Genomic DNA, 23,619 nt, shown 5'->3' on the forward strand with positions numbered 1-23,619 from the left:
GACACTATACAAGACTTTCAGAACATTAAAATAAATCGTTTAGGACGAATTGATTATATAATACTTACCTCTTTATAAACTTTTTAATAATTTGCTTTCCTTCAGTTTCTATTCGAATAAAATAAATTCCGTCAGTCAAATCACTTATAGAAATAGTTAAGTCTTCATTATTTGAGTATTCTGTTTTTACCAATACACCAGAGGTGTTGTAAATAGAAATTTGGTCTACAGGGATAACTTTGTCTGATAGAATGCTGATTTTATCTTTCGCGGGATTTGGAGCAATTGAAATAGATTCCATCAAATCGTAATCAATATCAGTAGTTGTTTCTTCCACCACTTTAATAGTCCATGTTTGTATTGTGTTTGGCGAAATAGTTTGATTAATAGTATAAGTAACATCATTAGTGAAATCAAGGGCGGTACTTCCACTAGTTTGAGAATCTCCATCCACCAATACTTCGGTATATGCAGGTAATTCATAAGTTGGAATTAATGATGTTACATCTGTATTTATAGGTACAGTTAGTGTAACAATTCTATTCTCATAGTCTATATCTCCTTCAACCGATAAAGCTTCAAAGTTGAATAGTTTAAAATCATGCTGGCGATACAAGTTAACTTCTAATTCATAGCTAGCTGTATACTCAGTCCATTTATCAACAATTAAATAATAGGTTTGTGCGTAGTAACAATAACCATCCTCAAAACTACCGCTCCAATCACCATAACCCTCAGCAGCCTGAGTGTCTAAATGTGGACTATATTTGTCAAATGTGCTTGGTTTTTCTCTAATCAGAATAACCGCAGGTCTTGGGGCAAAAGAACCCGCCCAATCTGCTGTTACTTTTGCATCCACATACATTTGAGTTTCCGTTGTATTAAAAGCATATACAATATCTTCCTGTTGCATATAGTTGATGCTTTCGAATTTCTCTCCATAGTTATCTGTATACATTATATACTCTTTACTATCTAAATATGGAAAAGAAGTAATTACAAAGGGTTCGTCATCGACGTCTCCAATAAGATAGTTGATCACCTGTTCTGTATGCTCGTTATTGCTTAAGTCTTCGTCTCCGGTAAGTGTAATTTTACCAATGATTGGATAAGTAGCTCCATCAGTTCCCATAACAGCGGTGTGAGAGCTAAATGTATAAGTTAAATAACCATTTGAATTAATAGTTTGGGAAACTACCTCTTCTTTGTAGGTATTTCCTCCATCTTGAGAGAACCCAACAGTAAAATTAGAAACGGCTTCTGTTCCTATATTTTTAATGGTAAAACGTACTGTTTCATTATCTGTTAAGGCGCCTTTGGAGCGAGGAGCCGACCAGGAAAATATTTCCAAATCTTTTGTAAACTGTGCACTTAATTCAGATTGACTACTGAATAGTATAATGCCAGATAATAATGTTAAGAGTATAAGATGTTTCATGTAACGTATTATGAGTTAATAATGAGAATAATACGATACTGTTATAAGAAAGTTATTACAGATGTGCTTTTTAAATTATTATATTGATTTGTTCAATAATTAAAAAACGATGAATAAGATTTTCACACAAGATCCATATTTTCGGTATTGATAATATCAATGGGCTGATAATCTTTTTTATCAGGAACAGCATTGTGAGCCATAAAGTCAAATAGCTTTCTAAATGTTTTTTCGGCTTGCTCCATTGGTCGCTGACCTATTAAAAAGTTAATGACTCTTTGTTGTAAGAAATAGCTGTTTTTGCCAAATAACTCATAACCCACCAGAAACAAGTTAGAACGATTGTTTTTTTGAAGATAGTCGGCAATTACAAAAGTCCTGGAACTAGATACAAAAACACCACCAATGTTAGGGTTGTTTTTAAATACCTGATCTAATTTTTCTTTTACCACTTTAGGGTTGGTATCCGGAATTTCAATGCTAATTTTTAAACCATTGTTATCGCCCGCATCCATAAAGTAGCTCTGGAAACCTTGATTACGAAGGTTAAGGTGCTGCACATTTTCCAGGTTTTTAGCAATGTTCACGATTAAAATATCCTTGACTTTAGAAATACCTGTATCAATTAAACTGGCAGCCACTCTACCTGCTTGGTAAGCATCCTCACCAACAAACGAAAGGCTATTAGTACCTTCAATATTGGTATCAATAAACACAAAAGGAATTTGTAAATCATCGAGTTTGCCACAAAGTTCCAGCGATTCATTTTTTAAGATAGGAGCCAGAATAACGCCGTTAGCTTGCCACTCTAATAAGGCTGCAGCTTGTTTCAAAAAATCGGCGGGATTGTGCATTTCGTAATAAAAGAACTCCAAAGTACAAGCAAACGGATAAATCGCTTCTTTCCCATTTTCAATACCAATGGGGTGTTTACTCCAGAAAATATTATCGTCCTGAGCAAGTGGGAGTAATACGGCAATTTTGTAATTGGTAGGCGATTTTAAAGCACGAGCAGCAATGTTGGGTTTGTAATTCAGTTTTTCGGCTATGGCCATTACCTTTTCCTTGGTGGCTTTTTTTACCTCACCTCGGTTATGTAATACGCGGTCAACCGTTCCAATAGAAACACCTGCCTTTTCTGCAATATCCTTTATTCTAATTGTTTTGCTCATGTAATGGCTAAAATTCTCTGTGGTTATCTCTGTGTTCTCTGAGTGTTGAGTAAACAAAAATTTTCACAGTATAAATTTAGGGCTTCACTGAAAGCGAAGCCCTAAATATTTATTCGTTTAATTAAAATCCAAACAATTGAGGTAACAGTAAACTGATTTTTGGAATATAAGTCACCATCAACAATACTACAACCATAGCTAAAAACATAGGGAGTAGTGGTTTAATCACCTTATCTATTTTTATATTGGCCACACTACAACCAATAAATAATACCGAACCTACTGGTGGTGTGCATAAACCAACACTTAAATTAAGTACCATGATGATACCAAAGTGAGTGGGGTCAACACCCATGTTAGTTACAATCGGTAAAAATATAGGTGTAAAGATAAGTACAGCAGGGGTCATATCCATAAATACACCAACAATTAGTAATATTAGGTTGATGATTAATAGGATAACGATAGGATTATCACTGATGCCTAATAAACCTGCACTTACGTTTTGTGGTATATTTTCGTAAGCCATAATCCATGAAAGACCAATACAAGTAGCTACTAATAATAATACGATAGCGGTTGTTTTAACCGATCTTAAAATGATATCAGGAATGTCTGCAATTTTGATTTCTTTATAGATTAAAGAAAGTACCAATGCATAAAGTACGGCCACAGCAGAAGCTTCGGTTGCAGTAAATAATCCACCCACAATACCTCCAATAACTACAATTAGTAAGAATAAACTAGGAACTGCGTCCCACAATACTTTTAATCCTCGTTTGATAGAGGCAGGACGCTTTACTGAGAAACGTACAATAAAGAATAAAAGGATAGCTCCAATGCCTGCCCAAACTAAGTTGTAAGCTAACACGGATTGTCCTTTAATCATGAATATACCGTAGATAGCAATGAACGTTGCTGCAGCACCAGCCGTTACTTTAAGTACAGCTAATAAAGAAGCTTTAAGTCCACTTTTGTATTTAATAACTAAAGCCATTGAAGTTAACATGATGGCTAATCCAGTTAGTATTCCAGGTAAATATCCTGCCAAGAAAAGTGCTGTAATAGAAACACCGCCACTGGCTAAAGAATATACAATAAGAATATTACTCGGAGGGATAGATAAACCTGTTGTGGCCGAAGAAATATTTACAGCAGCACTAAAGTTTTCGTCGTATCCATCTTTTTTCATTTCAGGCCCCATAATAGAACCAATAGCTGAAGCTGATGCAGCAGCAGAACCCGAGATAGCACCAAATAACATGTTGGCAAATACGTTTACATAAGCTAAGCCTGCAGGCCATCTGCCCACCATTATTTTGGCCAGGTTAATGAGTCGTATGGCTATACCGCCCCGATTCATAATATTACCTGCGAGTATAAAGAAGGGAATCGCCAATAGGGCAAAACTATCGAGGCCTGTGGCCATTCGTTGTGCGTAAGTTGTAAATGCTGGTAAAGAATCGATGCTCACCAACATGGTTAAAATACCCGAAATACCAATACTAAAGGCGATGGGCACTCCACATACGAGTAAAAATATGAAGGAAAATATAAGAACAAATATACCTAAGTAGTCCATTATGCCAAGTTTTCGTTAGGGTGAATAATAAAGTAAATTGAATAGTATACAATGAGTATTCCGCTGATGGGCATCACCAAGTACACATATCCTAAAGGAATTTGCAAGGCTGCTGAGGTTACCTCAAACTGAAAGCGAGTAATAGCTAACCAAGCTCCTCCAACAACCATAACTGTAATGGCAAATAAGGCAATGCAAATATTAATGAATAAGTACAACCTCGACTGATTAGCCGCTGATGATTTTTGAATCAAAAGGTCAATGGCTAAATGCTGACGTTGCCCTGCTACATAAGCAGCTCCCAATATTCCTACCCATATTAAAAGAAATCCTGCTAACTCATCGGTAAACGAGCTTGGCGAAGAAAGTATATAACGACTCAGTACCTGCCATAATACATCAAGCACTAATATGCTCATGATAAAAATGAGTACCTTTTCCAGATATCTATCTAATGTTTGTTTTATTTTCATGACTATTGTACGTTTCTAATGCGTTGAATCAAATCGTATATCTTAGGCTGAGATTTGTACCCCTCAAAAATAGGTTCTGCTGTTTTCATGAAAGGAGCTTTGTCCGGGCGAATAATCTCTACACCAGCTTTCTGAACTTCAGTTAAAGCTAGTTCTTCAGCCTCTGCCCAAAGTACTCTTTCCTTAGCAACAGAAGCATCAGCTGCAGCTTGTAACCACTTTTGCTCTTGCTCGGTAAGTTTATCCCAAATTACAGTGCTGATAATCATGATATCGGGCACGGCAGTATGTTCGTTTAGTGTGTATTTTTTACAAACTTCGTAATGACGAGAAGTATATAAACTAGGAGGATTGTTTTCAGCTCCATCCACTACACCACTTTGAAGTGCCGTGTATAGTTCTCCCCACGAAATTGGCGTAGGAGAACCGCCCATAGCTTTTACCATATTCATGGCCGTTTGGCTTTTCATTACCCTGATTTTCATGCCTTTTAAATCTTCAGGAGAATTAATGGCTTTATCAATAGTGTAATAACTTCTGAAACCAGCATCGTAAAAACAAAGTCCTTTGATGTTATATTTTTCAGTTGACTTCAGAAACTCTTGTCCAATTTCACCATCTAATACTTTAAAAGAATGCTCTCTAGAACGCCATATATATGGTAATCCCAGCACTTGATAATTAGGTGTAAAACTTTCCATTACAGCGGCTGATACTTTTGTAATAGCCAAGCTGCCTATTTGTAATAGTTCAACACATTGCTGCTCTCCACCTAATTGTCCACTAGGATAAATCTCCAACTTCATTTTTCCGCCAGATTCTTCCTCTAATTTTTCGGCCATATATACCATGGCATTATGAACGGGGTGTGTTGGATCTAAACCATGCGCTAATTTCAGCGTGGTGGTTTTATTGGCGCTTTTACATCCTCCCAGAAGTAAAACCATACCAACAACCAATATGGGCACTATTGATTTTAATTGCATGTGTAAATTTTTCAGTGATTTATAGTTTCGTATATTTTGTACAAACGTTTGTATTATTGCGAATATAACAAAGTTGAGATAAAGAATAATTAGCTCGTGGCTTTTAGCTTTGTTGCTATAACCACGAGCTGATCACTATATTTTTAGACTTCTTCTGATTCCTAATTCTAAGCCTCTGATTTCTGCAAGCCCTTTCATTCTGCCGTAAAGAGAATATCCTGGGTTGTTATCTTGACCAATATCGCCTAACATTTGGTTTCCATGATCAGGGCGTACTGGAATAGAAATGTCTTTACGACCATCTTCTTTTCTGCTTTCTTCTTCTTGAACGATGGTTTTAAGCACCGAATAGATATCAACATCACCTTCAAAAAGATAATCTTCGTTGAAATTATAATCTGTATCTCGCTTTACATTACGCAAGTGCGCAAAGTTAATGCGGTGCGAAAGTTCTTCAGCCATTATGGATAAATCGTTGAAGTGACCAGCACCCCACGAACCAGTACAAAGAGTAACTCCGTTAGAAATAGAATCAACCGTTGAGATGATTGATTTAGCATCTTCCAAAGTGCTTACTACACGTGGTAAACCTAAAAGTCCCCAAGGTGGATCATCGGGATGGATTGCCATTCTAACGCCTGAATCTTCAGCCACAGGAACAATTGCTCTTAAAAATTCCTCTAAGTGCTTTTTCAATTTAGCATTATCAATACCTGCGTATTCATTTAATACTGCTTGAAATTGTTCGAGTGTATAACTTTCTTCTGCTCCAGGAAGGCCTTTAATTACAGTGTTGGTTAATGCTTCTTTTCCAGCATCATCCAAACCATCGAAATACTCTTTGGCTTGTCCAAGTATTTTTTCTGAGTAATCGTTTTCTGCTCCTTTTCTTTTTAAGATAAATAAATCGAAAGCAGCGAAAACCTTTTGCTCATATATTAAAGCTAATGATCCATCTTCGAAAGAACTATTTAGCTCGGTACGAGACCAGTCAAGCACAGGCATAAAGTTGTAGCAAATTGTTTCAATACCACATTTGCCCAAATTTTTAATAGACTCTTGATAGTTTTTGGTGTATAATTCCCAGTTTCCAGTTTGTTTTTTGATGTCCTCATGTACAGGAACACTTTCAACAACCGACCAGGATAAACCCGCATTTTCAATCATGTTTTTGCGGGCAATAATTTCTTCTACAGTCCACACCTCTCCGTTAGGGATGTGATGCAGTGCTGTAACAATACCGGTAGCCCCAGTTTGTTTTATATCGGCCAGTGAAATACGGTCGTTTGGACCATACCATCGCCATGTTTGTTCTATAGCCATTTTTCAAGTTTTAGCTAATAGTTACTTAGTCACTAGTCATTTGTCAATGGTTATTATTGATTCCTGTGACGTTTAACTTTTTGACCTATACTACTAACTTGTTTTACAGTTTTTATTTTCACGTAAAGCAAAGAGCAAAGTGCTTTTTTTGCAGGGCAGCAAAGTTTAAGCGAGCTCTTTAAAATCACTCTTATTCCATTGACTATTGTCTAATGACCCATAATCAATGAGCAGAAGTTATACTCCCGAGTAAGCACTAAATCCACCATCTACAGGAACTACAACTCCGGTAATAAAGTTGGCCCAGTCAGAAAGTAAATAAAGCATGGTTCCTGCTAATTCTTCAGGTTCGCCGTAGCGTTCCATAGGTGTATTTCTGATGATTTTTTCACCACGAGGAGTTGCTTCGCCAGTTTTTTCATCAATCAATAAAAAGCGATTTTGATTGGTTAATAAGAATCCTGGAGCAATAGCGTTAACCCGAATACCTGTTTTTGCAAAATGTACTGCCAACCACTGCGTAAAGTTATTGATAGCTGCTTTGGATGCTGAGTATGCCGGAATTTTGGTTAGTGGCGTGTAGGAATTCATTGAAGAAATATTGATGATTGAACCATCTTTTTTGTTCAGCATATCCTTGGCAAAAACCATAGAAGGAAGTAATGTTCCTTGAAAGTTTAAGGCAAAAACTTTGTCAAAGCCATCCATTTCTAATCCAAAGAATGTGTCTTCAAGATTATCTGAATCATCGCTAGCCATAATTTCAGTTTGGGTAGTTGCTGACGCAGCATTGCCACCAGCACCATTTACTAAATAGTCTATACTACCTAACTTTTCGTTGATAACAGCTTTTGCTTCTTCCAACGATTTTTTATCCAACACATTGGAAGAAATACCTACGGAAATAGTTCCGTATTGTTCTGTAATTTCTTTAGCTACATTTTCTGCAGCCTCTAAGTTAAGATCAAGAATAGCTGTTTTTACTCCGTGAGAAGCCAGGGCTTTGGCCATTGTGGAGCATAATACACCACCACCTCCGGTAATAACAGCTACTTTGTCTTTTAAATTTAAGGGCACCATCATTTTAAATAAGTATAAAGTATAAAGAATTAAGTATAAAGATCTTTATCATTATAGAGTAAGGTTTAAGGGCATAAACCTTACATCTTTTGTCTGTATACTTAATACTGAAATATTATTTTCTTACTGCTTCAATATCAGTCATCAACTGTTTTACCATGTCAGTTAAAGCATTCCAATCTTTATTAGCCATAATATCTTTAGGAAATAAAGCAGAACCCATACCAACACAAGTAACTCCTGCAGCAAACCATCCTTTTAAGTTTTCTTTAGAGGTGTTTACTCCACCAGTAGGCATAATATCGGTCCATGGCATTGGTGCTTTTACTGCTTTAACAAAAGAAGGTCCACCAACTTCTGAGGCAGGGAAACATTTTACTAAATCAGAACCTAGTTCTTGCGCTTTATTAATTTCAGAGATAGTTCCACATCCAGGAGACCACATCACTTTTCTGCGGTTACAGATTTTAGCCATGTTTTCGTTTAATAAAGGAGAAACAATAAAGTTAGCACCTAACTGAATGTAAAGAGCCGTTGTTGCTTCTTCTACTAAAGAACCTGCACCTAAAATCATGCCTGGAAGGTTTTCTAAAGCATACTTGTTTAACTCTCCGAATACTTCGTGTGCAAAATCACCACGGTTTACAAATTCGAAAACACGAATTCCACCATCGTAACATGATTTAACTACTGCTTTACACACTTCAATATCTGAATGGAAAAATACAGGAACTACACCTGTTTCTTTCATTGCATTAAAAACCTCTAATTTTGAATACTTAGCCATTATATGTTTTGTTATAGTTATTTAAAAATAAAAGTGATGATAGATTGCTTCGAAATTTTTACCCCCAGAGGTATTGATGAAAAAATCTTTTTGCCCGAAAGACTTTGTTGATGAATTCTAACAATCTATCATCGTAATAAAGTTGTAAACCAAAGCTGCATCCTTTAAAATATGCCACCTATTGTCTATAAAATAAAGGTCTGATTAGGTATAAACATGTTTCTTAGTTGATGTGGAAGTTTAACTGATTCGTTAACCTAGTAACTTCCGGGTCTCTAAATTTTCTTCAAAAACTATATTCTATGACCAGCAATTGGAATAAGAATAATACATGTTTACACGTTAATCAACGCAAGCTTTTTTCTTTTGAAGCTAAACTTTAATAGGTAAAGTTAGGCAAGCTTCTATTTTGTTATATAGTTATAAACTACCTTGAAACTCTTCCAGAAGCGTCTCCACCCATTAACTTCTCCACTTCTTCTATAGTAGCTAAGTTATAATCGCCATGGATAGTGTGCTTAATACACGATGCAGCTGTGGCAAAGTTTAATGCTTTCTGATCGTCTCCTTCGTAAGTCAATAATCCGTAAATTAATCCACCCATAAATGAGTCGCCACCACCTACACGATCTACAATGTGCGTAATTTGGTAGGTAGGCGCTTCAAATAAAGTTTTTCCATCATAAAGAACACCCGACCATGAGTTATGATTGGCGTTAATGGAACCTCTTAAAGTGGTAATTACTTTTTTAACTCGAGGAAACTTAGCCATAATCTGTTGAGATACACTTCTGTAAGCTTCTGCTTCAACATGTCCGCCGGTTACATCAACACCTTCTGGATGAATATCTAACATCATAGCTGCATCTTCCTCGTTACCTAAAACGATATCGCAACCAGCTACTAGTGCAGGCATTACCTCACCACCTGTTTTACCATATTTCCATAGGTTTTTACGGTAGTTTAAGTCCGTTGAAACCGTTACGCCTAGTCGGTTAGCTACTTGAATAGCCTCTAAACATGCATCCGCTGCTCCCTGAGAAACTGCTGGGGTAATACCTGTCCAGTGAAAGAAATCGGCATCTTTTAATACCTCTTCCCAGTTGACCATACCAGGTTTAATTTCAGAAAAAGCAGAGTAAGCTCTATCGTAAACCACTTTACTAGCACGAGCAACCGAGCCTGTTTCTAAATAATAAGTTCCTAATCTATCTCCTCCGTATACAATTGAGTCGGTGTTTACAGAGTGTTTTTTCATCTCCATTTCACACGCTTTTGCTATATCGTTTTTGGGTAAACGCGTAACAAAAGAAACATCAACTCCATAGTTGGCCAATGAAACTGCTACATTTGCTTCACCACCGCCGTACGACGCATTAAACGAAGTTGCCTGCGAAAAACGTTGGTATTGAGGTGTAACAAAACGGAGCATAATTTCTCCAAAGGTTACTACTTTCTTTGCCATGGTATTATTATTTAAAAATTAAAATATTCTTTAGCATTGTTGTATGAAACACCTTCAATTAGTGTTTTCAACAAATCTTCGTCATCAGGAATTAGGCCTTTTTCCACCTCTTTGCCCACGTAGTTACAAACTATTCTGCGGAAGTATTCGTGACGTGGGTAGGATAGGAAACTTCTTGAATCCGTTACCATTCCTACGAATCTGCTTAATAAACTTAAAGCCGATAAATCTTCTAAATGGCGTTCCATGCCTGTCTTTTGATCCAAGAACCACCACGCTGCACCGTAAGTTACTTTAGAGGCGGTTGTTCCATCCACAAAGTTTCCGCACATGGTTAGTAACATCTGATTGTCAGCAGGATTTAAGTTATATAATATCGTTTTAGCCAATTGATCAGAGCTATCCAAGAAGTTTAGGAATTGCGACATTTTTAAGCTTGGCTGAGAATCGTGAATAGAATCGAAACCCGTATCTGCACCCAGTTTATTGTACATACGGATGTTGTTGTTTCTTAATGCACCCACGTGATATTGCTGTACCCAAGCTCTTTTGTGATTCATGTAAGCCAATTCTGCCATTACAGCAGTGCAGTACTTTTCTTTTTCATCTAATGAGATGGACTTACCATCCATTAATTTAATGAAGATGGCCGAAACCTCTTCTTTGGTAAATGGTGCAAAAAAGAAACGGTCCGGACCGCTATCTGAAATGCGAGCTCCCATACTATGGAAAAACGCATGTCTGCTATCTAAAGCGTTAATTAATTCTGTATATGATGAGATAGAGATATCTGCAGCTTTGCCCAACTTTTCTATGTAAGCCACAAAGCTTGCCGAGTCATCTACTTTTAGTACGTTATCTGCTCTAAACGATGGTAAAACCTTAACCTCAAAGCCATCGTCGATTAGTTTTTGATGATATTCTAACGAATCCGCAGGGTCATCTGTAGTTCCAATCATTTCAACATTCATTCGTTTGATGAAATTTTTGGTGCTGAATTCAGATGACTTCAACATTTCTTCGGTATCATGATAAATCTTTTCTGCTGTTTTAGGCGATAATAGTTCGTTGATATTAAAACAACGAGCAAGCTCTAAATGAGTCCAGTGATAAAGAGGGTTAGCAACAGTATACGGCACTGTCTCCGCCCATTTCATAAATTTTTCTTTGTCTGTGCTTTTGCCAGTAATAAATTTTTCGTCCACACCATTAATGCGCATAGCACGCCATTTATAATGATCGCCACCCAACCACATATTACCTAGGTTATTGTATTGGTAATCTTCTGCAATAGCCTTAGGGTCTAAATGACAATGAAAGTCAATAATAGGTTTATTGACAGAGTATTTATGATACAATTGGTGAGCAGTGTCGTTTTCTAGGACAAAGTCATCGTTTATAAATGTTTTGTTATTCATGATGTGATATAGCGAAATGTGTTCTTTTTAATACCGTTAACGAACACGAAATTACACACAATTTTATTACTACCAAATATTTTAACATTTAATTTTTTGATCTACATGTACTTTGTAAGTTGTAAGGTGCAGTAATGTAGGTGTTTAAGTTTGTTTGGGTTGTAGGTCGATGATGAATGTTTATTTATTAGAATGATGATTGTAGATAAAGAGTTTATTTTTAAAGTTGGTTTTGTATATAGATTATGTGTAATGTGCACATAATTAATGTGTAGTGCATTTTATTAGCTGCTTTAGTATTCTGTTTATGGGCGTATTTTATCAGATAGTAAAAGAAAAATGAGGCAAGGTGTTGGAATTTGTGCAAACGTTTGTATTTTTGTTGTGAAATTTATCAGAAATGAAAAGGATTACCATAAATGATATTGCTAAGGAATTGAATGTTACACCTTCAACGGTGTCGAGAGCTTTAGCAGGAAATACGCGTGTTAGTGTAAAAACGCGCGAGCTGGTAACGCAGAAAGCGAAGGAGTTAGGGTATCAGCAAAACGTTATTGCAGCTTCCTTACGAAAAGGAAAAAGCGATACTATTGGTATGATTGTACCTCGTATTAATCGTCATTTTTTCAGCAATGTAATAAGTGGGGTTGAGGAGATCTTAAATCCTGCAGGATATACTTTGGTGATTGTTCAAAGCGGTGAGAATCTTATTAAGGAAAAAAAAGCTATTGATATGCTCTTGGCTAATCATGTGGGCGGAATAATTCTTTCATTATCGGTTCAAACCAATACTTACCAACATATAGAAACGGTTATTAATCGAGGAATTCCTTTGGTTCAGTTTGATAGAGTCAATTTGGATATAAAGAGCTCCAAAGTGTTGAATGACAATTTTACAGGAGCATATCTGGCTACAAAGCATTTAATTAAAAGTGGTTATCAACGCATTGCTCACTTGGGTGGTGCACGTTCCTTAAAGGCTTACGATGAAAGATTTAAAGGTTATAGTAAGGCTATAGAAGAGTCCGGAAGGTTGATTGAAGATGCTTTGGTTTATGAAAATGCTATTACACGTGAGGCTGGATACAAGGCTATTAACCAAGTGATGGAAAGGGCTAATCCTGATGCTGTTTTTTGCGCAGGCGATTACTCTGCTTTGGGTGTGCTGGATGCGCTGAAGGAAAAGAATTTAAAAATTCCTGAAGAGTTTGGTGTGGTTGGCTTTGCCAATGAACCTTTTTCTGAATTAATTCATCCAACATTATCAACGGTGGAGCAAAATGCCTTTGAAATGGGAACACGTGTAGCAACAGCTATGATTAAGAATTTAGAAGGTAAACATTACGAAGAAGAAGAGGTGATTCCTACTCGACTAATTGTTAGAGATTCATCCTGGAAAAAGTAATTTAAGTTATTATAATATAAATATTTAATACATATTAGTTATGAATTTTGAAATAAGATATGCTGTCCATCCAGAGGACATGAAAAGCTACGATACAACACGTATTCGTAAGGAGTTTTTAATTGATAAAGTGATGATTCCTGGCGAAATTAGCATGGTGTATTCATTTTATGATAGATACATTATTGGCGGTGCTGTACCTACAGATAAGCCAATTAAATTAGAGGCGCATGACGAATTAAAAGCCGATTACTTTTTGGAGCGTCGTGAGATGGGTATTGTAAATGTTGGAGGAGATGCAAAAGTTACTGCTGACGGAACTGAGTACACTTTAAAATATAAAGAGGCTTTGTATTTAGGGCGCGGTGTAAAAGATGTAGTTTTTGAATCTTTAGACTCATCTAAACACGCTCATTTATATATTAATTCATCTCCTGCACACAAAGAGTGTCCTTCGCGTCATATTACTTTAGGCGATGCAAATGTTTTACAATTAGGTAGTTTAGAGACTTCTAATGAGCGTCAGATTAACCAGTTGTTAGTAAAAGAAGTAGTAGAGACTTGTCAGCTTCAGATGGGAATGACTGAGTTAAGGCCAGGTAGCGTTTGGAATACAATGCCAACTCATACACATAATCGTAGGATGGAAGCTTATTTCTATTTTGAGGTGCCAGAGCAACAAGCAGTTTGTCACTTTATGGGAGACCCTGATGAGACGCGTCATATTTGGATGAAGAACGAAGAGGCTGTTGTTTCACCTTCATGGAGTATTCATAGTGCTGCAGGAACTTCTAATTATATTTTTGTTTGGGGTATGGCAGGTGAAAATCTAGATTATACAGATATGGATATGCGTCGTCCAGACCAACTAAAATAATATTTAATAGTTTAAGGTCTAATTAACTTTACGCCTTAGTTTTCTGATAATAATAAATAAGCGTTTTTTTTGTGGATATGAGCAATCGATTGCACAATAATTATTTCACAAGAAAAAATGCGTAAAAAAATATAACATGATTAACGAATTATTCGATTTAAAAGGAAAAATAGCTCTAGTAACGGGTGGAACACATGGTATTGGTATGGCTTGTGGTAAAGCTTTAGCTGCCGCAGGAGCTAAATTATGTGTGAATGATATTAACGATGAAAAATTGGAAGAGTGTAAGGCAGAATATGCAAAAGATGGCATTGATGTATATACAATCAATTTTAACGTTTGTAGTGAAGAAGGTGTTGATAAGGGAATTAGCCAAATAGAAAAAGAAGTTGGTCCAATCGATATTCTTGTAAATAACGCAGGTATCATTAAGCGTATTCCTATCTTAGATATGAAAATAGCTGAGTTTGAACAGGTGATTGATGTAGATTTAGTAGCTCCGTTAATTGTTGCTAAGCGTATTGCTCCAGGAATGATTGAGCGTCGTCAGGGAAAAATCATTAATATGTGTTCTATGATGAGCGTTTATGGTCGTCAGAATGTATCGGCTTATGCAGCTGCTAAAGGTGGTTTAAAACTACTAACAGAAAATATGACTTGCGAGTGGGCTAAATATGGTTTGCAAATCAACGGAATCGGACCTGGTTATATCGCTACTGCGCAAACTGCTCCTATCCGTGTTGGTGGTCATCCATTTAACGATCTAGTTATGACTCGTACACCTGCAAACCGTTGGGGAGAGCCTGAAGATGTTGGTAATGCTGCCTTATTTTTAGCTTCTAAAGCGGCTGATTTTGTTAACGGTCACATTTTATATGTAGATGGTGGTATCTTGGCTAACTTTGGTTACGTTAAAGGAGAAAACGAAATTTAAGCTACTTATTATGGGTAATCTTATAAAGATATTTTCAATATTAATTGCAGCTATTGTATTCAGTAGTTGCAATCATAATCAGAACGCATTAGTTGTTTCTGTTACTAATCCGCTAAATGCGGAAAGATACAGCGAAACGATTAATGTTGCACTTGGAACTTTGGCTTCTTCGTCTAAGGATATAGTTGTGATTGATCAAGCCAGTAAAAAGGAAATTCGCAGTCAGTTGTTAGATGTGGATGCGGATGGAATTTTTGAAGCAATTATTTTTCAATCATCATTTAAGGCAAATGAGAAAAAAGAATTTGCCATTAAGCAAGGAAAAACTGAGATAGAATCTTCAGAAGTTAAAACCTTCGCTCGTTTTGTTCCTGAGCGTACGGATGATTTTACCTGGGAAAATGATAAAGTGGCTTTCCGTGTATACGGTCCTGTTGCGCAACAGTTGGTTGAAGCAGGTAAAAAGGGCGGAACGCTTTCTGGTGGAGTAGATTGTTGGTTGAAGAAGGTAGATTACTCTATTATTGATAAATGGTATGCTGGAAATATGGAAAAACCGGGGTATTACCATAACGACCATGGCGAAGGTTTAGATAATTACCATGTGGGCCCAAGTTGCGGTTGTGGTGGTACTGGTGTGATGGTGAATGGAGAATTATATCCACATGTTAATTATACTGGTTATAATGTGCTTTCTAACGGACCAATCAAGTCAGAATTTGCATTGGATTATGCTCCTTATCAAGCTGGAGAGTCTACTATTCAAGAGAAGAAAACATTGTCGATTGATTTAGGAAGTAACTTTACCAAGTTTGTAATTGAGGTTGAAGGAACAGACACCTTGACGGCAGGGATTACTTTGCATGATAACATAGGTGTAATCACTGCCAATGAAGATTTAGGATGGGCTAGCTATTGGACACCGCATGCTGGAGAAGAGTTAGGAACGGCCATTGTTGCTTCATCAAAATATTTTGCAGGTTATACAAAAATCATATCGGATGTTAAAGATAAGAGCCACTTGCTAGTGAACCTTAAAGTTATTGATGGTAAAGTGGAGTATTACGCTGGATTTGCTTGGAGTGGAAGTAAGCAATTTTCTAATCAGGAAGAATGGAAAAGTCATCTTTCTGAATTTGCTCAGAAAATTGACACGCCTTTAAAAGTAGAGGTGAAATAAAAGTACCATTATAGTTTTTGTAAATAAGGATTAAGCTCTGGAAGTATCATGCTTTCAGGGCTTTTTTACTTGTTGTCATTAGGATTGATATTACATCGGTTTATCCTTAAGATGCAGCAGAATATCAATTCGCTGGAGTATTTGCATAAGATTGTTTGGTTTTAAGGATAAAACATTATACATTAGTTGCGAAGTTAGTACATAGGAGGTTAGTTAAATGTGCAGCTTCGTCATTTGGATTTTGGAGCAACTTTTTTTAATGAAAAACAAACAAGGTTTATTGGACTATTCAGGCTTATTGTTTGAGTGTCCACTAACAGAGGAGCTGGATACTTGTATTTTTAAAAATATTCGAAAGATGAATTTAAAAGACAGGGTAGAGATGTGGCGGAATCTATCTGATCAGGATAGAAACCAATATATCAATGCACACCATGTTTGTATTTATCAACGTGAACATCACTCTTTCGATCCCGTTAACCTACTTCAAAAAGAGAATAAACTACAGTAATATTTACCAATTGAATACTTCTTCTAAATATTAGAATATCGCCTTTTAACCTTTATTAAGATAACATTGCCACAATAATTGCGTAAGATTGCAAGAGTTTTGGAGACCAGGATTATAGACAACAGAAATGAATGTGGGGTAATTTAATGTTGATATGAAGATAACTATATCGGGTTTTATTTTTATAGCTGTATTTATAGCTATTATAGATTTATTAGGTTTATGGGTTTGGAAAAGAGAACTTAAAGACCTAAAAAGTAAGAAGTACAATTGGATTGCTTTTGTATTATTAGGTGTTATTCCGCTTATTGAGATACTTTCTTACTTATACTTTTCGTTACAAATTCGTTCGGCAACATCTCCTAATTTTTATATTTGGTTTATGTCTGCCAACATCACGTTTGCAATTATTTATTTTCCTAAAATACTATTCTTATTTTACTACTTTGTTTTTTTAGCGGTTTCGCGAATTACAGAAACGGTTAAAAACAAAAAGTACTCGAAGGAGCAAACGACTATTCGCTATCCTAAAATAAGCAGGAATAAATTTTTAAGTCAGGTTGGTATTATATTAGCTACGGCACCTATTATTTCCTTAGTGTTTGGAATGCATAAAGGGCGGTTTAACTTTTTTACGCGTCATCAAAGATTAAATTTTCCGAATTTACCCTCCGCATTTGATGGGTTTAAAATCATTCATATTTCAGATATTCATTTGGGTTCGTTTGCCAGTAATTTTCATAAGTTGGAGGGAATTGTTGATTTGATTAATGCAGAGAATGCTGATGCTATATTTTTTACGGGCGATTTAGTGAATAATTTTGCTGAAGAAACCTTGGGATGGGAAAAAGTATTTACCCAGTTAAAAGCCAAATATGGTAAGTTTTCTATTTTAGGAAACCATGATTATGGCGATTATACCGATTGGGATAGCCCTGAAGAAAAGGCGAAGAATTTTAAGGGAATTGTAGATGCGCACCAAAAATTTGGTTTTAGATTATTAAGAGATCAATCGGTTGCTATAGATATTGATGGGCAAGAAATTGCATTAACTGGAGTGGAGAATTGGGGGCACGATCCTTTTCCTAGATACGGAGATTTGCAAAAAGCCATGAAAGGAACAGATAAGTTTCCGTTTAAAGTATTACTATCGCATGATCCTGACCATTGGGATGCAGAGGTGACTGATAAAACTGATTTTGATATAATGTTGGCGGGGCATACGCACGGAATGCAATTTGGTATTGATTGGAAAGGTTTTAAATGGAGTCCAGCTAAATATAAATTTAAACGTTGGGATGGTTTGTATCAGCATAAAAATCAATTTATGTATGTGAACCGTGGACTGGGCTTTTTAGGAATGCCGGCTCGTATTGGTATGCCTCCTGAAATTACTATTTTACAATTGGGTAAAGGTCCTGTGAGTACCGAGCCTATGTAATAAAAAATAGCAGCTATTGGGTATTTAGCTGCTATCTGAAAAATAGTATGGTTATGCTACGCAACAATTGTGCACATACCACGAAACGGGATGTTCTTCACCGTTAATCAATTCTTCAATTATTTTTTCATCGTTCCATCTATTGCTGTAACTGCAAGTTTGATCAAGTGCTCTGGAAAGTAGTTGCCATTCTTTAATGACTTTTAATGTTAATCTCCCCTCAAATTGTTTAAGAATATTTAAACACTTGTTGCCAATAAAGTGTATGGTAGGCTCTTCTCGGGTTAACGATTCATAGGTTGTATAAATGTGCTCTCCCACTTGAACAAATTCAGAATCGTCCAAGGTAATTTTTAAAGTTATATCAACTTGCGACATATATTATTCCTCCAGATAATGATTAATAAATATGCTATTTAAGATAGCGTATTTGTTGTTCAAATAAAAGGAGTACAGTGAGTTATGTTTTAATTTAAAATGTATATAAATAGAAAATGACTATTAATGCAATTATTCCAGTTCGTAAATTCTACCTGAATAAGGCTGTATTTTAAAGCCTGCACCATTGCTTATGGCAACCTCCTGAGGAAAGCTAATTTTACTTTTCCCACCTAAAATATCTATTCCTTTAAAATACTTTTTACTTTCTAAACCCATGGTGAAGAATGCGTGCGCAGGAATTTTAATTCTTCCTTTTATTTTTTCGTCTGAGAAGTTTACAATGACTAATACAGCTTTGTTATTATGGTATCTTAAAAAGGCATAAAGTTTAGATGAATCAAAACCTTCATTATCCTCGTTACTCCACATAATATCATATAGCTTTCCTACTTTTAAAACCTCGTTATTTTGTAGGATGCATAAAAATTTCTGATGCCAAGCTCTAAGGTTTTTAGCTTCGTCAGAAAGTAAGGCTCCGTCAAATTTATGCTCATTTACCCAATCTTGAAAAAGAGAAACTCCCCAGTAATCAAAAATGGTCGTTCTTCCGTCTTCTCCACTAAAACCTTCGCTGTCCATTCCTTTTTCCCCTAATTCCTGGCCAAAGTAGAGCATCAACGGATTTGAATAAATAGCACCCGATACAACCATGGCAGGTATGGCTTTTTGTGCTTCGTTAGCAAAAAATGGAGAAGCTATTCTTTGCTCATCATGATTCTCTAAAAAGAAAAGCATATGCTGATGAATTCCATTTAATATATCCCATGCACGGGTTATAGCTGAAGGCTGTTTGTGGCCTTGGATAATATCTTTAAGCGTATCGTAGAGACCTACTTTATCATATAAAAAGTCAAAGCCTCCAAAGGTAATGTACTGACGGTATAAATCAGGATTATAAACCTCAGCTATAAATATTATTTTAGGGTATTGCTCTTTTACTTTTTGAATGGCCCAATTCCAAAACTCCACAGGAACCATTTCGGCCATGTCACACCTAAATCCATCAACCCCTTTTGCCGACCAATACAATAAAATATCCAGCATTTTTTGCCAGGTATTTGGTACAGGATTAAAATGTTTTTCATTTTGGTTAAAAATATCTAAACCATAATTGAGCTTAACCGTTTCATACCAGTCGTTAATGCTAGGTTTGGCATTAAGGCAATCGTTTCCTGTTACTTTAGCTGGGTTTTCAATAAGGTGTTCAGAGCCTTTAGCAGTTACAGGGCCATCGAATTGTTCGCCAGGTATGTAATAAAAGTTATTGTTCTTATCAAAGTTAACATTTGTGTTATCCTCTTCTCCAAAGTCCTTAATCCCATCTGGTTTAGCATCCGAAATATAATTTCGAGCTAAGTGGTTAGGAACAAAGTCAATAATTACTTTCAGGTCTTCTTGGTGACTTCTTTCTAGTAGTTGCTCAAACTCAGCCATTCGTTTATTAACATCTACTGCTAAATCAGGATTTACATCGTAATAATCCTTAATGGCATATGGCGACCCTGCTTTACCCTTGATCACTTCGGGGTAGTCTTTGGCAATATTAAAAGCAGTATAGTCAGTAGTAAGTGCGTGTTCAATAATTCCAGTGTACCAAATATGCGAACAACCCAGGTTTTTAATTTCTTTTAAAGCCTGGTTGCTGAAATCATTCATTTTGCCACACCCATTATCAGTTATGGTTCCGTTTTTTGTATTGTTGCGATTCAGGTTTCCGAATAACCGGGTTAGTACCTGATATATAATTATTTTTTGCATAACGATTCGTCATTTAAAATTGTAATACTCACATTTCGGAGTTTCTTATTACAGCACTAAAAATACATTTTTAATTAAAATGTAAGGTTAAATATTTGATTTAGATATCATATTTAAATCATTTTTTCATTCGATAATTAAAATGGAATATCTACTTTTCGTGCTGTAGTGTGCCTTAGGGGTAAATAACTCGGAATTATTGTATTTTTGCAGTTTGCAGGGCAACTATCGCCATTTTAATTAATCTAAGCTAAAAGAAGCGTTTTAATTTGATTCGTTAATGATAAATTTAAGAAAAATAATAATTGTCGTTTGTATATCTCTTTTTTGTGTATTGATACAGGCTCAGTATTATAGCTCAGGAGTTGATCCTGCTAGTGTTAAATGGAATAAAATAGAAACAGAGAATTTTAAAATTGTTTTCGCAGATACTTTTCAGGTTAAGGCGCAATATGTTGCCAAGGTACTTGAGGAAGTTTATAAATATGGAGGTAATTCTTTAACGCATAAGCCTAAAAAGATCAGTGTGCTAATTCATAGCGAAACAGCGTATTCAAATGGTTTTGTAACGTGGGCTCCTAAACGCATTGAGTTATATAATAATCCGAACCAGGATATGTATGCTCAAGAGTGGTTGCAGCAATTGGCCATTCATGAATTTAGACATGTTGTACAAATAGATAAACTCAATGATGGTTTAACTAAGATGTTATCGTACATACTTGGAGAACAGGCCGTAGGTGGTGTACTTGGCTTGTTTGTTCCTATGTGGTTTTTAGAAGGTGATGCAGTGGTGGCAGAAACGGCATTAACAGAGTCCGGTCGGGGTAGATCACCATGGTTTCAGCAAGGCATGCGGGCACAAGTTATGGATAAGGACATCTATTCGTACGAAAAAGCCATGTTTGGCTCTTATAAAAACTATGTGCCCAATCATTACGAAATGGGATATCTACTGGTGGCAGGAGCAAGAGCTAAATATGGTCAGGACATTTGGGAGGAAGCTCTATATAAAACAGGTAGGGTGCCTTTGGCCATAACTCCATTTAATCAGGGTCAGAAAGAACATAGTGGTTTAAATAAAGTGAAGTTGTATAAAAACACGTTTAACGAGCTAAAGCAACAATGGGTAAAGCAGGATGAAACACCTAAGAACGAATTTAAAGAAATCAGTAAGATTTCATCAGAATATTTAGATTACAAATACGTTGTTGCTTTGGGCGATTCGGGTTATTTGGCAGAACGGTCGGGAATGGGAGTTATAAAGCAGTTTGTTTTTGTTGATAACAATGGAGGTGAGGAAGTTGTTTTTACGCCAGGGTCGAGAAATCGAGAACCATTTACGTTTGCCAATAATACTATTTGTTGGTCGGAGTTAGAGCCTGACCCTCGCTGGGATAACAGAATGTATTCTGTAATTAAAACTTATGATCTCTCAACAAAGATTAAGAAGAAGGTGACATCAAAATCAAGATATTTTTCTCCCGCTATTAGTCCTGATGCTTCTAAAATAGCAGTAGTTGAGGTGGATAATAAAAATAACTATCGCTTACTTATTTTAGATAGTTCAAGTGGGGAAGTTACCAAGGAATTCAAACATGGGGCGAATGACTATTTATATACACCTTCGTGGAATAAGGAAGGTGATAAAATTGTAATTGTTGCTTTATCAGGAAAAGGGAAGAGTATTAGTGTTTTGGATGTAGATAAAGAGGAGTGGAGTCAAATTACGCCTCCGTCTTTTGCCGATATATCAATACCCAAATGGGGTGAAGGTGATGAAATATTATTTACGGCTGGTTACAGTGGTACTGAGGAAATTTATAGTTTGATTAATGGTGAAATCAAACAGTTAACGCAATCCAATTTTGGTGTTACGGGAGTTCATCTTAATAAAAACGAAATTGTGTATAGTAGATATACTTCGGATGGTTTTCAGTTGGTAAAATCGAACATTGCTGACTTGCTAAATAAAGAGTTAAACCTTGTCGAAAATAGGTCGGTTAAACTATACGAGGAAATTTCGAAACAAGAAATAGGCAAACCTGATTTTAACGCCATTGATTCAGTAGCCGATTATGAGGTGAAAAAATATAGTAAATGGAACTTGTTTAACGTGCATAGTTGGGCACCTGTGGCCATGAATTTAAACGATGCTGAAATAGGAACTGGAGTTTCTGCCCTTTCGCAGAATTTGTTAGGTACAGCAACTACATCTGTTGGTTATAATGCAGATTCTCAGAAAAGTTTGGAGAAATTCTATTTCAACTTAAAATATGAAGGATTTTACCCTGTGATAGAATTTGACGTAAAGCATGGTAATGATAGGGTACAATATAGTGACGATGATTTATACCATAACGAGGTAGATACTTTTAGCTTTTATTCCAATAGCAAAAGAAACCAAACACAAATGAACTTAAGCGTACATGTTCCTATTAATTTAACAAGGAGCAAGTATTATACGAAAATTCAACCTGGAGCAAAATACGGTTTTGTAAATAGAGATGGTTATAGCGTGCGAAGAACTAATTATACATTAGTTGATGAGAAATTAATAGCTACTGGAGACACCATGCTTACATCACCAGATTTTAATTACCAAACCATGGAGTATTCATTGTATTTTCATCATTTGTTAAGGCGTTCGCAGCGCGATGTCACCTATCGTTGGGGATTATCAGGAGAAGTGATGTATCAGCATACACCTATGGGGAATTATAATGCTGGTGGTATTTTTGGTGTGCATTCAAGGCTTTATGTACCCGGTTTCTTAAAGCATCATGCATTTACAATAGAGAATAATTATCAATATAAAACAATGGGTGATGCTGTTGAATCAAGAGATATGATAGTTTACCGCAAACAGGGAGATTATTTTTCCTTCCCAAGGGGTTATAGTTCATATACCAACGATCAATTATATTCTTTTAAAGGGGATTATATCTTTCCTTTAATGAATCCTGATTTAACTTTACCAGGCGTTTTGTATTTAAAACGAATTACGAGCAACTTGTTTTATGACTTCTCAAGAGCTTCTGAAACGTTTCATTACCAAACGGGAGATCAAGTAATGGTAAACAGAAATTATAGTTCTACTGGATTTGAAATGCGAGGCGAATTACATGCCTTTAGATTTCTGTTTCCGATCAGTCTGGGGTATAGATATGCTAGGTTGTTGGAGTTGAATACAAACAAACATGAATTGCTACTAGGTCTTAATATTTCTGGGTTCTCATTGGGTAAATAACCATAAATTCAGCTTTATTCTCATAAACTTTGAGCTAAGTATTCTTAACTTGCTACTATATATTATATTTGTAGGCTGTTTAATTCTATACAATAAAC

19 protein-coding genes are annotated in these 23,619 nt (G+C 36.0%); 7 read left to right on the forward strand and 12 right to left on the reverse strand.

Features of this window, described 5'->3' with window-relative positions:
- Positions 1-64: 64 nt before the first annotated feature.
- The 10 genes from A8L32_RS06395 to uxaC all read right to left on the reverse strand — a co-directional run bounded on the left by A8L32_RS06395 (position 65) and on the right by uxaC (position 11,724).
- A complete protein-coding gene (locus A8L32_RS06395; RefSeq protein ID WP_066629171.1) occupies positions 65-1,438 on the reverse strand; it encodes a T9SS type A sorting domain-containing protein in 1,374 nt (457 codons plus the stop codon).
- Between the two features lie 122 nt (positions 1,439-1,560).
- The gene (locus A8L32_RS06400) at positions 1,561-2,610 is read right to left on the reverse strand and encodes a LacI family DNA-binding transcriptional regulator (RefSeq protein WP_066629173.1); all 1,050 of its coding nucleotides are present in this window, start codon (positions 2,608-2,610) and stop codon (positions 1,561-1,563) included.
- Positions 2,611-2,731: 121 nt separating this feature from the next.
- Positions 2,732-4,192, reverse strand: coding sequence for a TRAP transporter large permease (locus tag A8L32_RS06405; protein ID WP_066629179.1), 1,461 nt, complete (start codon positions 4,190-4,192; stop codon positions 2,732-2,734).
- Complete coding sequence (locus A8L32_RS06410; protein WP_066629182.1) at positions 4,192-4,665, reverse strand: TRAP transporter small permease; 474 nt, start codon at positions 4,663-4,665, stop codon at positions 4,192-4,194. Before A8L32_RS06410 ends, A8L32_RS06405 begins: the two co-directional genes overlap by 1 nt.
- Positions 4,666-4,667: 2 nt before the next feature.
- Positions 4,668-5,651, reverse strand: a complete 984-nt coding sequence (locus A8L32_RS06415) for a TRAP transporter substrate-binding protein (RefSeq protein WP_066629185.1) — start codon at positions 5,649-5,651, stop codon at positions 4,668-4,670.
- Between the two features lie 135 nt (positions 5,652-5,786).
- Positions 5,787-6,974 carry a mannonate dehydratase gene (gene uxuA / locus A8L32_RS06420; protein WP_198931733.1) on the reverse strand — a complete coding sequence of 396 codons (1,188 nt, stop codon included), beginning with the start codon at positions 6,972-6,974 and terminating at the stop codon, positions 5,787-5,789.
- Between the two features lie 237 nt (positions 6,975-7,211).
- Positions 7,212-8,057, reverse strand: a complete 846-nt coding sequence (locus tag A8L32_RS06425; protein ID WP_066629187.1) for an SDR family oxidoreductase — start codon at positions 8,055-8,057, stop codon at positions 7,212-7,214.
- A 112-nt stretch (positions 8,058-8,169) separates the two neighbouring features.
- Positions 8,170-8,841: a bifunctional 4-hydroxy-2-oxoglutarate aldolase/2-dehydro-3-deoxy-phosphogluconate aldolase gene (locus A8L32_RS06430; protein ID WP_066629189.1), complete on the reverse strand. Its 672-nt coding sequence runs from the start codon at positions 8,839-8,841 to the stop codon at positions 8,170-8,172.
- Positions 8,842-9,268: 427 nt separating this feature from the next.
- Positions 9,269-10,306 (reverse strand): sugar kinase, encoded by a 1,038-nt coding sequence (locus tag A8L32_RS06435; RefSeq protein ID WP_066629192.1) that lies wholly within the window; start codon positions 10,304-10,306, stop codon positions 9,269-9,271.
- 11 nt (positions 10,307-10,317) lie between these two features.
- Positions 10,318-11,724 (reverse strand): glucuronate isomerase, encoded by a 1,407-nt coding sequence (gene uxaC / locus A8L32_RS06440; protein ID WP_066629194.1) that lies wholly within the window; start codon positions 11,722-11,724, stop codon positions 10,318-10,320.
- A 400-nt stretch (positions 11,725-12,124) separates the two neighbouring features.
- Between uxaC and A8L32_RS06445 the strand changes: the two genes are divergently transcribed.
- The 6 genes from A8L32_RS06445 to A8L32_RS06470 all read left to right on the forward strand — a co-directional run bounded on the left by A8L32_RS06445 (position 12,125) and on the right by A8L32_RS06470 (position 18,072).
- Positions 12,125-13,129, forward strand: a complete 1,005-nt coding sequence (locus tag A8L32_RS06445; RefSeq protein WP_066629197.1) for a LacI family DNA-binding transcriptional regulator — start codon at positions 12,125-12,127, stop codon at positions 13,127-13,129.
- 40 nt (positions 13,130-13,169) lie between these two features.
- Entirely contained in the window at positions 13,170-14,006 is an 837-nt protein-coding gene (kduI, locus tag A8L32_RS06450) for a 5-dehydro-4-deoxy-D-glucuronate isomerase (RefSeq protein WP_066629200.1), read from the forward strand.
- Positions 14,007-14,142: 136 nt separating this feature from the next.
- Positions 14,143-14,940 (forward strand): gluconate 5-dehydrogenase, encoded by a 798-nt coding sequence (locus A8L32_RS06455; RefSeq protein ID WP_066629206.1) that lies wholly within the window; start codon positions 14,143-14,145, stop codon positions 14,938-14,940.
- Between the two features lie 10 nt (positions 14,941-14,950).
- Positions 14,951-16,120, forward strand: a complete 1,170-nt coding sequence (locus A8L32_RS06460) for a DUF4861 family protein (protein WP_066629341.1) — start codon at positions 14,951-14,953, stop codon at positions 16,118-16,120.
- Positions 16,121-16,379: 259 nt separating this feature from the next.
- On the forward strand, positions 16,380-16,631 hold the full coding sequence (locus A8L32_RS06465) for a hypothetical protein (protein WP_066629209.1): 252 nt from the start codon (positions 16,380-16,382) through the stop codon (positions 16,629-16,631).
- A gap of 154 nt (positions 16,632-16,785) precedes the next feature.
- Positions 16,786-18,072: a metallophosphoesterase gene (locus A8L32_RS06470; protein ID WP_066629212.1), complete on the forward strand. Its 1,287-nt coding sequence runs from the start codon at positions 16,786-16,788 to the stop codon at positions 18,070-18,072.
- 51 nt (positions 18,073-18,123) lie between these two features.
- Here the strand turns inward: A8L32_RS06470 and A8L32_RS06475 are convergent, their stop codons facing one another.
- Positions 18,124-18,450, reverse strand: a complete 327-nt coding sequence (locus A8L32_RS06475; protein ID WP_066629215.1) for a hypothetical protein — start codon at positions 18,448-18,450, stop codon at positions 18,124-18,126.
- A gap of 132 nt (positions 18,451-18,582) precedes the next feature.
- Entirely contained in the window at positions 18,583-20,271 is a 1,689-nt protein-coding gene (locus tag A8L32_RS06480) for an alpha-amylase family protein (protein WP_066629217.1), read from the reverse strand.
- A gap of 280 nt (positions 20,272-20,551) precedes the next feature.
- Here A8L32_RS06480 and A8L32_RS06485 point away from each other — a divergent pair, with 280 nt between their 5' ends.
- Complete coding sequence (locus tag A8L32_RS06485; protein WP_075590217.1) at positions 20,552-23,521, forward strand: TolB family protein; 2,970 nt, start codon at positions 20,552-20,554, stop codon at positions 23,519-23,521.
- The last annotated feature ends 98 nt before the right edge of the window (positions 23,522-23,619 follow it).

Source organism: Labilibacter marinus, from assembly GCF_001659685.2.
GTDB classification, from domain to species: domain Bacteria; phylum Bacteroidota; class Bacteroidia; order Bacteroidales; family Marinilabiliaceae; genus Saccharicrinis; species Saccharicrinis marinus.

Bases quoted from the DNA above. Each gene is read 5' to 3' on its own strand.
- A8L32_RS06395 (WP_066629171.1), bottom strand. From the start codon at position 1,438: ATGAAACATCTTATACTCTTAACATTATTATCTGGCATTATACTATTC.
- A8L32_RS06400 (WP_066629173.1), bottom strand. From the start codon at position 2,610: ATGAGCAAAACAATTAGAATAAAGGATATTGCAGAAAAGGCAGGTGTT.
- A8L32_RS06405 (WP_066629179.1), bottom strand. From the start codon at position 4,192: ATGGACTACTTAGGTATATTTGTTCTTATATTTTCCTTCATATTTTTA.
- A8L32_RS06410 (WP_066629182.1), bottom strand. From the start codon at position 4,665: ATGAAAATAAAACAAACATTAGATAGATATCTGGAAAAGGTACTCATT.
- A8L32_RS06415 (WP_066629185.1), bottom strand. From the start codon at position 5,651: ATGCAATTAAAATCAATAGTGCCCATATTGGTTGTTGGTATGGTTTTA.
- uxuA (WP_198931733.1), bottom strand. From the start codon at position 6,974: ATGGCTATAGAACAAACATGGCGATGGTATGGTCCAAACGACCGTATT.
- A8L32_RS06425 (WP_066629187.1), bottom strand. From the start codon at position 8,057: ATGATGGTGCCCTTAAATTTAAAAGACAAAGTAGCTGTTATTACCGGA.
- A8L32_RS06430 (WP_066629189.1), bottom strand. From the start codon at position 8,841: ATGGCTAAGTATTCAAAATTAGAGGTTTTTAATGCAATGAAAGAAACA.
- A8L32_RS06435 (WP_066629192.1), bottom strand. From the start codon at position 10,306: ATGGCAAAGAAAGTAGTAACCTTTGGAGAAATTATGCTCCGTTTTGTT.
- uxaC (WP_066629194.1), bottom strand. From the start codon at position 11,724: ATGAATAACAAAACATTTATAAACGATGACTTTGTCCTAGAAAACGAC.
- A8L32_RS06445 (WP_066629197.1), top strand. From the start codon at position 12,125: ATGAAAAGGATTACCATAAATGATATTGCTAAGGAATTGAATGTTACA.
- kduI (WP_066629200.1), top strand. From the start codon at position 13,170: ATGAATTTTGAAATAAGATATGCTGTCCATCCAGAGGACATGAAAAGC.
- A8L32_RS06455 (WP_066629206.1), top strand. From the start codon at position 14,143: ATGATTAACGAATTATTCGATTTAAAAGGAAAAATAGCTCTAGTAACG.
- A8L32_RS06460 (WP_066629341.1), top strand. From the start codon at position 14,951: ATGGGTAATCTTATAAAGATATTTTCAATATTAATTGCAGCTATTGTA.
- A8L32_RS06465 (WP_066629209.1), top strand. From the start codon at position 16,380: ATGAAAAACAAACAAGGTTTATTGGACTATTCAGGCTTATTGTTTGAG.
- A8L32_RS06470 (WP_066629212.1), top strand. From the start codon at position 16,786: ATGAAGATAACTATATCGGGTTTTATTTTTATAGCTGTATTTATAGCT.
- A8L32_RS06475 (WP_066629215.1), bottom strand. From the start codon at position 18,450: ATGTCGCAAGTTGATATAACTTTAAAAATTACCTTGGACGATTCTGAA.
- A8L32_RS06480 (WP_066629217.1), bottom strand. From the start codon at position 20,271: ATGCAAAAAATAATTATATATCAGGTACTAACCCGGTTATTCGGAAAC.
- A8L32_RS06485 (WP_075590217.1), top strand. From the start codon at position 20,552: ATGATAAATTTAAGAAAAATAATAATTGTCGTTTGTATATCTCTTTTT.